The sequence below is a fragment of the Serratia sp. Ae19-1 genome (assembly GCF_059801225.1).
In genome coordinates this window covers 12,320-27,654 of sequence record NZ_JBCHWD010000008.1, presented here as the reverse complement: position 1 = coordinate 27,654, position 15,335 = coordinate 12,320, and the positions used below count along the sequence as shown (strand labels likewise).

The window sequence follows — 15,335 nt, the reverse complement described above, 5'->3', positions numbered from 1 at the left end:
ATCCCTTAAATCCTCATTGTGCTTTGGTATAGACTCGTGACGTTATTATTATGCGTTGATTCGATCATTCGGTACGGATGACAAACCAGAGGGAAAGATGATGAAAAAGACTTGGGTCGCGTGCGCGGCAGGATTGCTGTTTGTGACCGGCGCGGCGAACGCCATCAGCGTGTCGGGTGAGGCCGGGCAGCACTATACCAACCTGGGCTTCGGCATGAGCACTGGCTCTTCAGGTCTGGGCCTGACCGGCAACTGGGCGCGCAGCGACCACGACGGCAACGTCGGCAGCCTGGGCTTGAACTTCGGCGTGCCGCTGGGGCCGTTGACGGCGACCGTGGGCGGCAAAGCGCTGTACCTCAGCCCGAAAGACGGCAAGAGCGGCGGCGCGCTGGCGCTGGGCGGCGGTCTGGAGTGGGAAATCAACCGTTACTTCAGCCTGCACGGCGAAGGTTACTTTGCTCCTGAATCCTTCACCAGCGGCGTGAAGGCCTATAACGAAGCCAGCGGCGGCCTGCGCTGGAAGTTCCGTCCGTTGAGCGTGGACGTAGGCTACCGCTACATGAAGATGGAAGGCAAAGACGGGCGTCGTGACAACACCCTGGCCGATGGCCCTTATGTCGGCGTTGGTCTGAGCTTCTAACTCTGACGGACGGACTGCGGTCCGTCGCGTTCAGCGAATCCCTCGGTCATTGGCCGGGGGATTTTTTTTTGCGCCCTCCGTGGGGGCGTCCCTGTGGGAGCGTAACGATAATAGATTAAATTATTTAAAGATTCTGCGATCGGCATCGCCACGGGAGAGCACATGCCGTAAAATACGTAATATAAATTATTATATAGCGATATGGACGTCATGGCTTACCGAAATCCTCTGGCGGCGCTGATGCCGCTGCTTGTCTCACTCTTTCCTTATGAAGCCGCCGCGGCGCAAGCCAATCGTGAAGAGGTGTTGACCGTCACGGGCAGTGCGTTATCCCCCGCGACGCAAAGCGCGTCTGGCGCCGGTTTTAAAACGACGGATATTGAACTTGGGCCGTTGGGTGCCAGGGCGTGGCTCGATACGCCTTATTCCTCCACCACCGTAACCCAACCGATGATTAAAAATCAGCAGGCGAAAAGCGTCGCCGAGTTACTGAAATATTCACCGAGCACGCAAATGCAGGCGCGCGGCGGCATGGACGTTGGGCGCCCTCAGAGCCGAGGCATGCAGGGCAGCGTAGTGGCGAACAGTCGGCTGAATGGGCTGAACATCGTCTCCACCACGGCCTTTCCCGTTGAAATGCTGGAGCGGCTGGATGTTCTCAACAGCCTGACCGGCGCCTTGTATGGCCCTGCGAGCCCGGCGGGGCAGTTCAACTTTGTGGCGAAACGCCCGACGCCGCAACCGCTACGCGAGGTGACGCTCGGGTATCAGAGCCGCAGCGCCTTCAGCGGCCATGTCGATCTCGGCGGCCACCTCGACGATGACAACAGATTCGGCTATCGCATCAATGCGCTCAACGAAGAGGGCGAAGGCAACGTTGACGACAGTACATTGCGTCGTCGGCTGTTGGCCGTGGCGTTCGACTGGAATATAAAGCCGGGCACGCAGCTGCAGCTGGACGCCAGCCATTACGAATTCCTGCAAAAGGGTTACCCCGGTGGCTTCAGCTATGGGCCGAATGTCCCGCTGCCTTCCGCCCCCAATCCGCAGAATAAACATCTGGCGCTCGCAACGGCAGGTAACGATTTAACCACTGACACCCTCAGCACGCGGCTGATTCATTATTTCAATGACGATTGGTCAGTAACGGGCGGCGTAGGTTGGCAACAGGCGGATCGCGCCATGCGTTCGGTATCCAGCACCCTGCTCAACGGCGACGGCGACATCAAGAGGTCGATGAGCGACTCCAGCGCCTCGGGGCGATTTCGGGTATTGAGCAATACGCTGACGTTGAACGGCCATATCGATACCGGCTCGGTGGGGCATGAGTTGGCGCTCGCCACGACGGGCTATGTCTGGTCTATCTACAGCGGCAAAGGCGCCAGCCGGCGCTACGATTTGGGTATCGACAATATGTATCATCCGTCGGCGATGCATGAGCCGGGCGACGGAAAGATCCCCAAGAACGGCGCGCGCTATAAATCCAGCGAGAACAGCCAACAGAGCGTGACTTTCGGCGATACGATGACCTTCAATCCGCAGTGGTCGGCGATGCTCTATGTAAGCGAAAGCTGGTTGCAAACGCGCAATTATGGCGCCGAAGGCAAGAAAATCGAAGAAGACAATCAGCAGGGTTTGAGCCCGAACGCGGCGTTGATGTACAAAATCACCCCGACGCTGATGGCTTATCTCAGCTATGCCGACTCGCTGGAGCAAGGTGGTACGGCCCCGCTGGGAGAAGGCGTGAAGAACGAAGGGCAGACGCTCAAGCCCTATCGCAGCCGGCAATATGAGATTGGCCTGAAAGCCGACGTCGGGGAGATGAACCTCGGCGCCGCGCTGTTCCGCCTCAAGCGGCCGTTCGCTTATGTTGACGCCGAAGACCGGGTGTACAAGGAGCAGGGCGAACAGGTGAACAATGGCCTGGAGTTGACGGCCGCCGGGCGCCTGCATGAAGGGCTGAGCCTGTTTGGCGGCGTCACGCTGCTCGATCCGCAACTGAAAGAGACGGTTTCCGACAGCACGCGCGGCAAGCGCGTGGTCGGCGTGCCGAAGGTGCAGGCCAATATGCTGGTGGAGTACAGCCTGCCGTCGATGCCGCAATGGGTCTATAGCGCCAACGTGCACTATACCGGCAAGCGAGCGGCGAACGACACCAACAGCGCCTGGGCTGACAGTTACACCACGCTGGACCTGGGGACCCGCTATGCTACCCGCATTCATTCCGTGCCTGCGACTTTGCGGCTGACGGTCAATAACGTCACGAACGAACATTACTGGGCCTCTATTTTCCCGTCGGGCACGGACGGGAACGGCGGGGCATCGAGCGCGTTTCTCGGCAGCGGCCGTGAAGTACGCGCATCCGTCACCTTTGACTTCTGAGGGCGCCATGAGAATCGTATCGTTGCCTGCATGGGGGCTGTTGGTTGGCGTGTTGTTTCATGGCGGTTTGTGGGCTGCGCCGCCTGCTGGCGAAGTGCGCATTGCCTCGCCGTGGCCTGCGCAAAACGCCATCATCGCGATGCTGGGCTATGGCGACAATATCGTCGGCACATCGAATGTCGCGAAACAGATCCCGCTGTTTCGCCAAAGCCTGCCGCGCATTGACGCCGTCCCGGCGGTGAGTGTGAATAGCGGACAAGAGTTGAATCCGGAACAAATCATCGCGCTTGGCACCCGGCTGCTGTTCGTGCCTGACAGCATGAAAGTGCCGCAATTGGATGTGCTCGAACGGGCTGGCGTACGCGTATTGGCGTTTAAAGCCAATTCGATGGCGGCGCTGCGCGCACGAGTGTTAAAAACGGGCGCCGCGCTGGGGCCGGATGCGCAGGTAAAAGCGCTGGCCTACGATCGCTATTTTTCTCGCAATGTGGCGCGCGTTGCCGAGCGACTGAAAGATTTACCGCCTGGGCAGCGCATTCGCGTTTATCACAGCATGGGCAATCCGTTGACCACCTCAGGTCGACCGTCGCTTAATCAGGATTGGATGGATCTGGCCGGCGCCGTCAACGTGGCGGAAACGTGGTTTGGCCTGAAAAAAGAGGGGGCGGGTGAGGTGGCGTTGGAGCAGATCGTGGCCGCCAATCCGCAGGTGATCGTGGCGATGAACAAGCGCGACGCCGAAGAGATACGCGCCTCTGCGCAATGGCAGGGCATCGATGCCGTTTTACAACATCGGGTCGTGGTCAATCCCAAGGGGATGTTCTGGTGGTGCCGCGAGACCAGCGAAGAGGCGCTGCAGTTTTTATGGTTGGCGAAAACGCTGTACCCGGCGCGTTTCGCCGACATTGACATGCGGGAAGAGACGAGAGATTTTTATCGGGCCTTTTTCGGTCTGTCGCTCAGCGCGGCGCAGATTGACGCTATTCTTAATCCACCCGCTTGAACGTATTCGGGGGCCGAAACGGCCCCCGAATACGTTACCCTACCGCCGGCAGCATGCCGCTGGCGATGCCCAATTGGATGGCGATCACCGTAATCCCGCAGATAAACACCAACGCCAAGGCCGGAGTGCCGCCCCAGACGCGATACTGCGCCTGATGTTTCTGCCGCGTTTTCCACACCAGCAGCGAAGGCAGCAGCAACGCCAGTACCGACAGGGCGATGGCGGCGAACCCCAGCGCCAGCACGAAGCCGCGCGGATAGAACAGCGCGAAGGCCAGCGGCGGCAGGAAGGTGATGGCGCCGGTTTGCAGACGGCCGCGCACGTTGTCTTGTCGTTTGAACAGGTCGGCCAGGAAATCGAACAGCCCGAGCGCCACGCCGAGGAACGAGGTCGCCAACGCCAGATCGGCGAACAGGTGCACCGCCAGTTCAACGTGCGGCGAAGCGACCGCATCGCGCACCGCCTGTAACAGACCGTTCAGCCCGGCTTGCTGCGCCAGAATGCCGACGAAAGTATCGGAGCTGATGCTGCCCAGCGTCGCCAACTGCCAGAAGATATAGGCGGTCAGCGGAATGGCGCTGCCGATGATGAACACCCAGCGCAGTTTGCGAATGTTGCCGCCCATGTAGTTGACGATGCTCGGCACGCTGCCGTGGAAGCCGAATGAGGTGAAGATCACCGGAATGGCCGACAGCGCCAGGCCTTGCTCCAGCGGCAACGTCAGCAGGTTGGTCTGGTGGATATTCGGCAACATCAGGCCGAGCATCACCACCAGGAACACCACCTTGGCGCTGAACAGGATGCGGTTGAACAAATCGACCGAGTGAGTGCCGATACACACCACGCCGCCGGCCACCAGGGTGAACAGCAGGACGCCGAGCGACACCGGGAAGTCCTGCGACGTCCATTGACTGATGCTGGTGGCGAGCAGTTCGCCGGCGCCGCTGATATAGGCGGCGGTGAGCGCGTACATCAGGAACATCATGCTGAAGCTGGTCAGCCACTGGCCGCCGCCGCCGAGATAACGTTTGGCGAGCGTGCCGAGACCGGTATCCGCTTGCTCATGCTGGTAAACCTCCACCAGCAGCAGCGCGGTGTAACACATCAACAGCCACAGCCCGACCAGTAAGGCCAGCGTGACGCCAAAGCCGACGCCGGCCGCCGCCAGCGGCATCGCCAGCATCCCGGCGCCAATGGTGGTACCCGCCACGATAAAAACACTGCCAAGAGTGCGATTCTTCACGTTTTTTCTCTACCAGCCGAAAGATTTTGAAAATTATAGGTAACGATTTATGAGGATGGCAGGATAGTGGAAGCCCTAATTTGTGTCAAACCGGCGTTACGCGTGGTGTAAATTAATATTTACATCACGGAGGGCGGCATGGCGCATGAAGAACAGACCGATGGCTGAAATTATCCGCCGACGGTTAGTGAAAAGTTATTTACGGGCTTCTATAGTGGAATGACCAAAAAATGTGGGAGAGATCAATGTTAAGGGTGGAGATGCTCAGCACCGGCGATGAGGTGTTGCACGGGCAAATTATTGATACCAACGCCGCCTGGCTGGCGGACTACCTGTTCCAGCAGGGCGTGCCGATGAGCGGGCGTGAAACGGTAGGGGACAGCCTCTCTGCTTTGATCGAGATCCTGCAGGAACGGAGTCATATCGCCGATGTGCTGATCGTCAATGGTGGCCTGGGGCCGACCAGCGACGATCTCAGCGCGTTGGCCGCCGCGAAAGCCTGTGGCGTAGAACTGGTTGAACGGGCCGACTGGGTGGCGCGCATGGAGGCCTATTTCGCCGGGCGCGGGCGGCCAATGGCCCCTTCCAACCGCAAGCAGGCGCAGATCCCGTCCAATGCGGAAATGCTGGACAATCCGGTGGGTACCGCCTGCGGCTTTGCGCTGCAGCTCAACCAATGTCTGATGTTCTTCACGCCTGGCGTGCCGTCGGAATTCAAAGTGATGGTTGAACAGCAGATCGTGCCGCGCCTGCGTCAGCGCTTTACCTTGCCGGCGCCGCCGCTGTGCCTGCGCCTGACCACCTTCGGCACCTCCGAAAGCGATCTGGCCGCCGAACTGGACGGCATGCCGCTGCCGCCGGACGTGGTGTTGGGTTATCGTTCATCCAGCCCGATCATCGAATTGAAGTTGACCGGGCCGGAAAGCCGGCGTGCGGAAATGGAACAGGCCTGGCGACGCGTGCGCGAGGTGGCGGGGGACAACTGCATCTTTGAAGGCACCGCCGGTTTGCCGGCGACGCTGACACAGCGCCTGAATCAGCAAGGATTGACGCTGGCGTTGAGCGAGCAATTCAGCGGCGGGTTGATCAATCTGCAGCTGCAGAGCGAAGGTGCGCCGCTGGCGGGGGGAGAGCTGCTGCCGGCGCATTGCATCGAAACGTTGGAAACGACGCTGGCGCGCGCCCGCTCGCTGGCGGAGTTGACCGGCGCGCCGTTGGCGTTGGCGGTCAGCGCCATGCGCGATGAGCAGGTCAGCATTGCGCTGCACACGCCACGCGGCGGCATTGGCCAGACCGTGCGTTATCGCGCGTCGCGCCACGGCCTGCGGCTGCGTCAGGAGTCGGTGGCGATGTTGGCGTTGGATATGCTGCGTCGTTGGCTGAACGGAGGCCAGGCGTGCGGCCAAAACGCCTGGCTGGAGGTCGTGGAAATTATCGAGTGACGGTCACGGCGAGTTGCAGATTTCGCTGCTTTGCAGCAGCCGCTCGGACGCCAGACGTGACAGGCGTATCGCCGCTGCGCCCCGCACTTGCAGCCCCTGGCTATAGTCCCTGAGCGCCTGCGCGCTGTTGGCGCCGCGCTCTCTGCGGTGGCTGATGATCGGCGAAACGGTGTTTCAGATCGCGGAAGCGCTGGGGTATGCCTCGCCGAGCAACTTTATCGCCATGTTTCGCAAAGCCTTCGGCGACTCTCCGGCGCGTTATTTTTCCTCATCGGCAGGAAAGAGGCGCTAAGCGGACGCTGGAAGAACAGGAATACCTTGAGGATGGCTATATATCACTGATTAATCATAATCTTATAGGGGATATTCGCGGTGAGGGAATGCTGTTACTCTCTTGGCGGGTGCTTGAGACTGTTCGTCTTGGGCATTGTGTGACAAGGCGGATAGATGAAAGCCCCAGACTGACTCTCAATCAGAATGGGGCTGCACATACCGCCTAGACACCGGTATGGTAGCCCCTTCGCAGCAAGGAGGCAAGCATGCGCTTAAGGCATGTGTTTCACTCGCTAACCGTTGTATGTATTACGGTTTTGTTATTTATCTGGATGATAAGAGACTCGCTGTGCGAGCTGAAAATCTACCAGGAAAATATCACTATCCTGATCAGGTTGGCGTGTGAGGTGAAGCGGTAATCATAGGGCGGGGGCAACCCCGCCTTCTGGTCTCCAGGCGCGGTTTCCGGCACCCGACTTTAAATTTCCAGCTCAATATCCGTCAGCGGCATACAGCAGCAGGGCAGGATCTCGCCGGCGTTGATAAACGCCAACGGCTGCTGGCGGTAGGCCACTTCGCCTTTCACCAGTTTCAGGCGGCAGGCACCGCAATAACCGGAGCGGCATTGGTACTCCACCTGCACGTCGTGCAGTTCCAGCACGTCGAGCAGGCAGTTTTCACTGTTGGGGCAGGAAAGCTGCGTGCCGGCGGCGCGCAGCGTTACGGTTGGCGTCGCCATCGCTTACAGTTCGAAGTCGCTCAGGTCGTCGGCGTTGATCTCCGAGTCGATCTGGCCAACCAGGTAGGAGCTCACTTCCACTTCCTGCGGCGCTACCTGCACGTTGTCGGACACCAACCAGGCATTGATCCACGGGATCGGGTTGGAGCGGGTTTCGAACGGCAGGCCGAGGCCGACCGCCTGCATGCGGATATTGGTGATGTATTCCACATACTGGCACAGGATGTCTTTGTTCAGGCCGATCATCGAGCCGTCGCGGAACAGGTATTCCGCCCACTCTTTCTCCTGCTGGGCAGCCAGCACGAACAGATCGTAGCACTGTTGCTGACATTCCTCGGCGATCTCCGCCATTTCAGGATCGTCGGCGCCGGAACGCATCAGGTTCAGCATGTGCTGGGTGCCGGTCAGGTGCAGCGCTTCGTCGCGGGCGATAAGCTTGATAATTTTGGCGTTACCTTCCATCAGTTCGCGCTCGGCGAAAGCGAAGGAGCAGGCGAAGCTGACGTAGAAGCGGATCGCTTCCAGCGCGTTCACGCTCATCAGGCACAGGTACAGCTGCTTCTTCAGCGCGCGCAGATTGACGGTGACGGTTTTACCGTTCACCTGATGGGTGCCTTCACCCAGCAGGTGATAGTAGCTGGTCATCTCGATCAGATCGTCGTAGTAGCCGGAAATGTCTTTCGCGCGCTTCTTGATCTCTTCGTTGGTGACGATGTCGTCGAACACCAGCGCCGGATCGTTGACGATGTTGCGGATGATGTGAGTGTAGGAGCGCGAGTGGATGGTCTCGGAGAACGACCAGGTTTCCACCCAGGTTTCCAGCTCAGGGATCGAGATCAGCGGCAGCAGGGCGACGTTCGGGCTGCGGCCCTGAATGGAGTCCAGCAGGGTCTGATACTTCAGGTTGCTGATGAAGATGTGCTTCTCGTGCTCCGGCAGCGCCTGGTAATCGATGCGATCGCGCGAGACGTCAACCTCTTCCGGGCGCCAGAAGAAGGAGAGCTGTTTTTCGATCAGTTTTTCGAAGATTTCATGCTTTTGCTGGTCGAAACGCGCAACGTTTACCGACTGGCCGAAGAACATCGGCTCTTGCAGCTGGTCGTTTTTGGTCTGAGAAAAAGTGGTGTAAGCCATAAGCCTGAATCCATCGTAACGTGGCTAAATGAAGGGGCCGGAAAATTCCGGCCCGCTAGGTCAAACTTTAGATCTTGCAGGCGCCGCTTTCGCAGTCGTCATCGCCGGCCTTGGCAGGCTGCAAATCTTCCTGGGCGTCTTCCGCACCGTCGCGGGTGTTCTGGTAGTACAGCGTTTTCACACCGAACTTGTAGGTGGTGAGCAGGTCTTTCAACAGCTGCTTCATCGGCACCTTGCCGCCCGGGAAGCGGGTCGGATCGTAGTTGGTGTTGGCCGAAATCGACTGGTCGATGAATTTCTGCATCAGACCTACCAGCTGCAGGTAGCCATCGTTGCTCGGCATTTCCCACAGCAGCTCATAGTTGTCTTTCAGACGCTCATACTCCGGCACCACCTGGCGCAGGATGCCGTCTTTCGAGGCCTTGATGCTGATGTGGCCGCGCGGCGGCTCGATGCCGTTGGTGGCGTTGGAAATCTGCGAAGAGGTTTCCGATGGCATCAGGGCGGACAGCGTCGAGTTGCGCAGGCCGGTTTCCTGGATCTCTTTACGCAGGGTTTCCCAGTCGTAATGCAGCGGCTCGTTGCAGACCGCATCCAGGTCTTTCTTGTAGGTGTCGATCGGCAGGATGCCCTGCGAATAGGTGGTCTCTTTGAACCACGGGCAAGCGCCTTGTTCCTGAGCCAGACGGTTGGAGGCTTTCAGCAGGTAGTACTGAATGGCTTCGAACGTTTTGTGGGTCAGGTTGTTGGCGCTGCCGTCGGAGTAGCGCACGCCGTTCTTCGCCAGATAATAGGCGAAGTTGATCACGCCGATGCCCAGGGTGCGGCGACCCATCGCGCCACGGTGCGCGGCCTTAATCGGGTAATCCTGGTAATCCAGCAGGGCGTCGAGTGAACGCACCGCCAGGGTTGCCAGCTCTTCCAGATCGTCCAGGCTGTCGATCGCGCCCAGGTTGAAGGCGGACAGGGTGCACAGCGCAATTTCGCCGTTCTCGTCGTTGACGTCTTCCAGCGGCTTGGTCGGCAGGGCGATTTCCAGGCACAGGTTGGACTGACGCACCGGCGCGATCTGCGGATCGAACGGGCTGTGGGTGTTGCAGTGGTCGACGTTCTGAATGTAGATGCGGCCGGTAGAGGCGCGCTCTTGCATCATCAGCGAGAACAGCTCAACCGCTTTCACGCGCTTCTGGCGAATGCTGTCGTCTTTCTCGTACTGGGTGTACAGGCGCTCGAATTCGTCCTGATCGGCGAAGAACGCGTCATACAGCCCCGGCACGTCGGACGGGCTGAACAGGGTGATGTCTTCGCCCTTGATCAGACGCTGGTACATCAGGCGGTTCAGCTGCACGCCGTAGTCCATGTGACGCACGCGGTTGCCTTCAACGCCGCGGTTGTTTTTCAACACCAGCAGGCTTTCCACTTCCAGGTGCCACATCGGGTAGAACAGCGTTGCCGCGCCACCGCGCACGCCGCCCTGCGAGCAGGATTTAACGGCGGTCTGGAAATGTTTGTAGAACGGGATACAGCCGGTATGGAAGGCTTCACCGCCACGGATCGGGCTACCCAGCGCGCGGATGCGGCCGGCGTTGATGCCGATGCCGGCGCGTTGCGAAACGTATTTCACAATGGCGCTGGAGGTGGCGTTGATGGAATCCAGGCTGTCGCCGCACTCGATCAGCACGCAGGAGCTGAACTGGCGGGTTGGGGTGCGCACGCCGGACATGATCGGCGTAGGCAGCGAAATCTTGAAGGTGGAAATCGCGTCGTAGAAACGTTTGACGTAATCCAGACGGGTTTCACGCGGGTAGTTGGAGAACAGGCAGGCGGACACCAGCATGTACAGGAACTGGGCGCTTTCGTAGATCTCGCCGCTGACGCGGTTCTGCACCAGATACTTGCCTTCCAGCTGCTTGACGGCGGCATAAGAGAAGTTCATGTCGCGCCAGTGATCGATAAAGGAGTCCATCTGCTCGAACTCTTCAGCGCTGTAGTCTTCCAGCAGATGTTTATCGTATTTGCCCATCTCAACCATGCGAATCACATGAGCGTGCAGCTTCGGCGGCTCGAACTGGCCGTAAGCCTTTTTACGCAGGTGGAAGATCGCCAGGCGAGCGGCCAGGTACTGATAGTCCGGCGCATCGCGGGAGATCAGGTCGGCAGCGGCTTTGATGATGGTTTCATGAATGTCGGCGGTTTTGATGCCGTCATAAAACTGAATGTGCGAACGCAACTCTACTTGAGAAACCGAGACGTTGTGCAATCCTTCTGCGGCCCAATCGATGACCCGGTGGATTTTGTCGAGGTTGATGCGCTCTTTACGGCCATCGCGTTTAGTTACAAGCAGACTTTGGTTCATGTGGTGTTTTACCTGTCCGTATGGTGCCCCTAAGCAGAAGTGTAGTCGCTCTGCTCAGTATGTAAACACTATATATAGGGGTTGTATGTCGGTGAGGTAACAAGATAGTGAGAAAAAACGGCCTTTGCAAGTGAACAAAATCGGCCTAATTTGTGGATAACTTGGGGGTGAAATGTAACTTGCCGCGCGAAGCGCGCGCCGTGACTGGCGCGACAAGCTTGTCAATAAGCGTGATCAGATTTTCCTTAAAAACTGAAAAAACCGATCGTTTGACGCTTTATTAAACGTTAGAAAAAAACGGCATATTGATCTGATTTAATATTCTAAAAACCTGTTTACAACGGCGATTTTGATCGAAGTCGTGGAAATTAGGTATTTTTCTTAATACGCCGCTGGCGCCGTACCCCGGTAACGCAGGGCCGGCGCGGCATACGGCGCTCAACCTTCGTGTTGGGTGTGCACCATGTAGTTCACGTCAACGTTGCGACCAAGCTTGAAATGATCGGTGATCGGGTTGTAATGCAGGCCGATCATATGCTTTTCGCGCAGCGGCGTGCCGTCGACCCAACCGATCAGTTCGGAGGGGCGAATGAACTTCTTATGATCGTGGGTGCCCTGCGGCACCATCTTCAGCACGTACTCTGCGCCGATCACCGCCATCAGCCAGGCTTTGGTGTTGCGGTTGATGGTGGAGAAGAACACGTGGCCGCCCGGTTTCACCAACTGGGCGCAGGCACGCACTACCGAGGCCGGATCCGGCACGTGCTCCAGCATCTCCATGCAGGTGACCACGTCGTAGCGCTGCGGGTTGACCTGAGCATGGCTTTCCACCGTCTCCTGCACGTAAGTCACGTTTACGCCGCTTTCCAGCGCATGCAGGCGAGCGACCTGCAGCGGTTCCGCGCCCATGTCCAGGCCGGTCACCTGCGCGCCTTCGCGCGCCATGCTTTCCGCCAGAATGCCGCCGCCGCAGCCCACGTCGAGCACCTGCTTGTCAAAAATGCCGCCGGCGCGCTGCATGATGTAGTTCAGGCGCAGCGGGTTGATGCGGTGCAGCGGTTTGAACTCGCCTTCCAGATCCCACCAGCGGGAGGCGACGGCCTCGAACTTGGCGATTTCCTGGTGGTCAACGTTTTGCGCGTGGCTGGATGATTCTGCGTTCATGGGCTTGTCTGGCTCCTTGTTCTCGTTGCGCGGATTATACATGTTCCGACGCGGCATCGTCTGCGCCGATGCGTTTTTCGCGCACGAATCTGCACAATTTCCGTGAAACAGCGGCGGTTATTTTCCCGTAAAGCGCGCTTTGTGATATAGTTTTACACCTTTGCCACTATGGCAGCGGGCAGATGAATCATTAGTAGAGGGATAGCAGCTCCATGAGCGACCTTGCCAGAGAAATCACACCGGTAAACATCGAAGACGAGTTGAAAAACTCGTATCTGGACTACGCGATGTCCGTTATTGTCGGACGCGCGCTGCCAGATGTTCGTGATGGTCTGAAGCCGGTTCACCGCCGCGTTCTGTACGCGATGAGCGTACTGGGTAACGACTGGAATAAACCATACAAGAAATCAGCCCGTGTCGTCGGGGACGTGATCGGTAAATATCACCCACACGGTGACAGCGCGGTTTACGACACTATCGTGCGTATGGCTCAGCCGTTTTCACTGCGCTACATGCTGGTGGACGGTCAGGGTAACTTCGGTTCCGTCGACGGCGACTCCGCCGCGGCGATGCGTTATACCGAAGTGCGCATGTCCAAGATTGCTCACGAACTGTTGGCGGATCTGGAAAAAGAAACCGTCGACTTCGTGCCTAACTATGATGGCACCGAGCAGATCCCGGCCGTCATGCCGACCAAGATCCCGAACCTGCTGGTCAACGGCTCGTCGGGCATCGCCGTGGGTATGGCCACCAATATTCCACCGCACAACCTGGCTGAAGTCGTCAACGGCTGCCTGGCCTATATCGATGATGAAAACATCAGCATCGAAGGGCTGATGGAACACATTCCGGGGCCGGACTTCCCGACGGCGGCGATTATCAACGGCCGTCGCGGCATTGAAGAGGCCTACCGCACCGGGCGCGGCAAAGTCTACCTGCGCGCGCGCGCGGAAGTGGAAGCCGACGCCAAGACCGGCCGCGAAACCATCATCGTTCATGAGATCCCGTATCAGGTGAACAAGGCGCGTCTGATCGAGAAGATCGCCGAGCTGGTGAAAGAGAAACGCGTCGAAGGCATCAGCGCGCTGCGCGACGAGTCCGATAAAGACGGCATGCGTATCGTGATCGAAGTCAAACGCGACGCGGTCGGCGAAGTGGTGCTGAACAACCTGTATGCGCTGACGCAACTGCAGGTTACCTTCGGCATCAACATGGTGGCATTGCATCAGGGCCAGCCTAAGCTGCTGAACCTGAAAGACATCCTCGAAGCCTTCGTGCGCCACCGCCGCGAAGTGGTCACCCGCCGCACCATCTTCGAACTGCGTAAGGCCCGCGACCGCGCCCATATCCTGGAAGCGTTGGCCATCGCGTTGGCCAACATCGATCCGATCATCGAGTTGATTCGCCGTGCGCCGACGCCGGCGGAAGCAAAAGCCGCGTTGGTGGCGCAGCCGTGGGATCTGGGCAACGTCAGCGCCATGCTGGAGCGCGCCGGTGACGACGCCGCCCGCCCTGAGTGGCTGGAGCCGGAGTTCGGTATCCGCGACGGCAAGTACTACCTGACCGAGCAGCAGGCTCAGGCGATTCTGGATCTGCGTCTGCAGAAACTGACCGGTCTGGAGCATGAAAAGCTGCTGGACGAATACAAAGAGCTGCTCAACTTTATCGCCGAGCTGATCTTCATTCTGGAAAGCCCAGAACGTCTGATGGAAGTGATCCGCGAAGAGCTGGTGGCGATCAAAGAGCTGTACAACGACGGCCGTCGCACCGAGATCACCGCCAATACTTCCGACATCAACATCGAAGACCTGATCAACCAGGAAGATGTGGTGGTGACCCTGTCTCACCAGGGGTACGTGAAGTATCAGCCGCTGTCCGACTATGAAGCTCAGCGCCGCGGCGGCAAAGGCAAGTCCGCCGCGCGTATTAAAGAAGAAGACTTTATCGATCGCCTGCTGGTGGCCAACACCCACGATACGATCCTGTGCTTCTCCAGCCGTGGCCGCCTGTACTGGATGAAGGTGTATCAACTGCCTGAAGCCAGCCGTGGCGCGCGCGGTCGCCCAATCGTCAACCTGCTGCCGCTGGAAGCCGATGAGCGTATCACCGCCATCCTGCCGGTGCGCGAGTATGAAGAAGGGCGTCACGTGTTCATGGCTACCGCCAGTGGTACCGTGAAGAAAACCGCGCTGACCGAGTTCAGCCGTCCGCGCAGCGCCGGCATCATCGCCGTCAACCTCAACGAGGGCGACGAGCTGATCGGTGTCGATCTGACCGACGGCAGCAACGAAGTGATGCTGTTCTCCGCCAACGGTAAAGTGGTGCGCTTCCCGGAAACGCAGGTTCGTTCGATGGGCCGTACCGCCACCGGCGTGCGCGGCATCAACCTCGGCGAAGGCGACAGCGTGATCTCCCTGATCGTGCCGCGCGGCGAAGGCGATATCCTGACCGTCACGCAAAACGGCTTCGGTAAACGTACCGCCGTGACCGAATACCCGACCAAGTCACGCGCCACCCAGGGGGTTATCTCCATCAAGGTGAGCGAGCGTAATGGCCAGGTGGTCGGCGCCGTGCAGGTGGAAACCAGCGACCAGATCATGATGATCACCGATGCCGGCACGCTGGTGCGTACCCGCGTTTCGGAAGTCAGCGTGGTGGGCCGTAACACCCAGGGCGTGACGCTGATCCGCACGGCGGAAGACGAAAACGTCGTCGGCCTGCAGCGCGTGGCCGAGCCGGTGGAAGACGAAGAGCTGGACAGCCTGGAGCCGGGCGCGGAAGCGGCGGAAGAAGACAGCACGCCGCTGGACGATGGCGACGACGCGGCTGAGCCGATGGACGACGACAACGTTTAAGCAAGGTGAAGGCGTCGGCATGCCGACACCGTAATGCACCGAGACAAAAGGGCCTGGCAGCGATGCTAGGCCCTTTTTCAGTTATATGGTTTAATTGGGCACCG

The 15,335-nt window shown here is 58.9% G+C and carries 12 protein-coding genes; 7 read left to right on the top strand and 5 right to left on the bottom strand.

Features of this window, described 5'->3' with window-relative positions; translation table 11 throughout:
- Positions 1-100 precede the first annotated feature (100 nt).
- The 3 genes from AAIE04_RS20395 (at position 101) to AAIE04_RS20385 (ending at position 4,025) form a co-directional block, all read left to right on the top strand.
- Complete coding sequence (locus AAIE04_RS20395) at positions 101-640, top strand: YfaZ family outer membrane protein (RefSeq protein ID WP_019453702.1); 540 nt, start codon at positions 101-103, stop codon at positions 638-640.
- A gap of 201 nt (positions 641-841) precedes the next feature.
- Complete coding sequence (locus AAIE04_RS20390; protein ID WP_498577609.1) at positions 842-3,022, top strand: TonB-dependent receptor; 2,181 nt, start codon at positions 842-844, stop codon at positions 3,020-3,022.
- A 7-nt stretch (positions 3,023-3,029) separates the two neighbouring features.
- Positions 3,030-4,025, top strand: coding sequence for an ABC transporter substrate-binding protein (locus AAIE04_RS20385; protein ID WP_498577608.1), 996 nt, complete (start codon positions 3,030-3,032; stop codon positions 4,023-4,025).
- A 34-nt stretch (positions 4,026-4,059) separates the two neighbouring features.
- Here the strand turns inward: AAIE04_RS20385 and tyrP are convergent, their stop codons facing one another.
- Positions 4,060-5,268: a tyrosine transporter TyrP gene (tyrP, locus tag AAIE04_RS20380; protein ID WP_498577607.1), complete on the bottom strand. Its 1,209-nt coding sequence runs from the start codon at positions 5,266-5,268 to the stop codon at positions 4,060-4,062.
- Between the two features lie 245 nt (positions 5,269-5,513).
- Between tyrP and AAIE04_RS20375 the strand changes: the two genes are divergently transcribed.
- The 3 genes from AAIE04_RS20375 to AAIE04_RS20365 all read left to right on the top strand — a co-directional run bounded on the left by AAIE04_RS20375 (position 5,514) and on the right by AAIE04_RS20365 (position 7,402).
- Positions 5,514-6,710 carry a nicotinamide mononucleotide deamidase-related protein YfaY gene (locus tag AAIE04_RS20375; protein WP_498577606.1) on the top strand — a complete coding sequence of 399 codons (1,197 nt, stop codon included), beginning with the start codon at positions 5,514-5,516 and terminating at the stop codon, positions 6,708-6,710.
- 154 nt (positions 6,711-6,864) lie between these two features.
- Positions 6,865-7,002, top strand: a complete 138-nt coding sequence (locus AAIE04_RS20370; RefSeq protein ID WP_498577605.1) for a helix-turn-helix domain-containing protein — start codon at positions 6,865-6,867, stop codon at positions 7,000-7,002.
- 247 nt (positions 7,003-7,249) lie between these two features.
- Positions 7,250-7,402, top strand: coding sequence for a Hok/Gef family protein (locus AAIE04_RS20365; protein WP_004935921.1), 153 nt, complete (start codon positions 7,250-7,252; stop codon positions 7,400-7,402).
- A 59-nt stretch (positions 7,403-7,461) separates the two neighbouring features.
- Here AAIE04_RS20365 and yfaE read toward each other — a convergent pair whose 3' ends face one another.
- From yfaE to ubiG, 4 genes are all read right to left on the bottom strand, one after another.
- Positions 7,462-7,722 carry a class I ribonucleotide reductase maintenance protein YfaE gene (gene yfaE, locus AAIE04_RS20360; RefSeq protein WP_019453695.1) on the bottom strand — a complete coding sequence of 87 codons (261 nt, stop codon included), beginning with the start codon at positions 7,720-7,722 and terminating at the stop codon, positions 7,462-7,464.
- A gap of 3 nt (positions 7,723-7,725) precedes the next feature.
- Entirely contained in the window at positions 7,726-8,856 is a 1,131-nt protein-coding gene (nrdB, locus tag AAIE04_RS20355; protein ID WP_019453694.1) for a class Ia ribonucleoside-diphosphate reductase subunit beta, read from the bottom strand.
- A 67-nt stretch (positions 8,857-8,923) separates the two neighbouring features.
- A complete protein-coding gene (gene nrdA, locus AAIE04_RS20350) occupies positions 8,924-11,212 on the bottom strand; it encodes a class 1a ribonucleoside-diphosphate reductase subunit alpha (RefSeq protein ID WP_019453693.1) in 2,289 nt (762 codons plus the stop codon).
- A 438-nt stretch (positions 11,213-11,650) separates the two neighbouring features.
- Entirely contained in the window at positions 11,651-12,376 is a 726-nt protein-coding gene (ubiG, locus tag AAIE04_RS20345) for a bifunctional 2-polyprenyl-6-hydroxyphenol methylase/3-demethylubiquinol 3-O-methyltransferase UbiG (RefSeq protein ID WP_019453692.1), read from the bottom strand.
- Positions 12,377-12,588: 212 nt separating this feature from the next.
- Here ubiG and gyrA point away from each other — a divergent pair, with 212 nt between their 5' ends.
- The gene (gyrA, locus tag AAIE04_RS20340; protein WP_498577604.1) at positions 12,589-15,231 is read left to right on the top strand and encodes a DNA topoisomerase (ATP-hydrolyzing) subunit A; all 2,643 of its coding nucleotides are present in this window, start codon (positions 12,589-12,591) and stop codon (positions 15,229-15,231) included.
- The last annotated feature ends 104 nt before the right edge of the window (positions 15,232-15,335 follow it).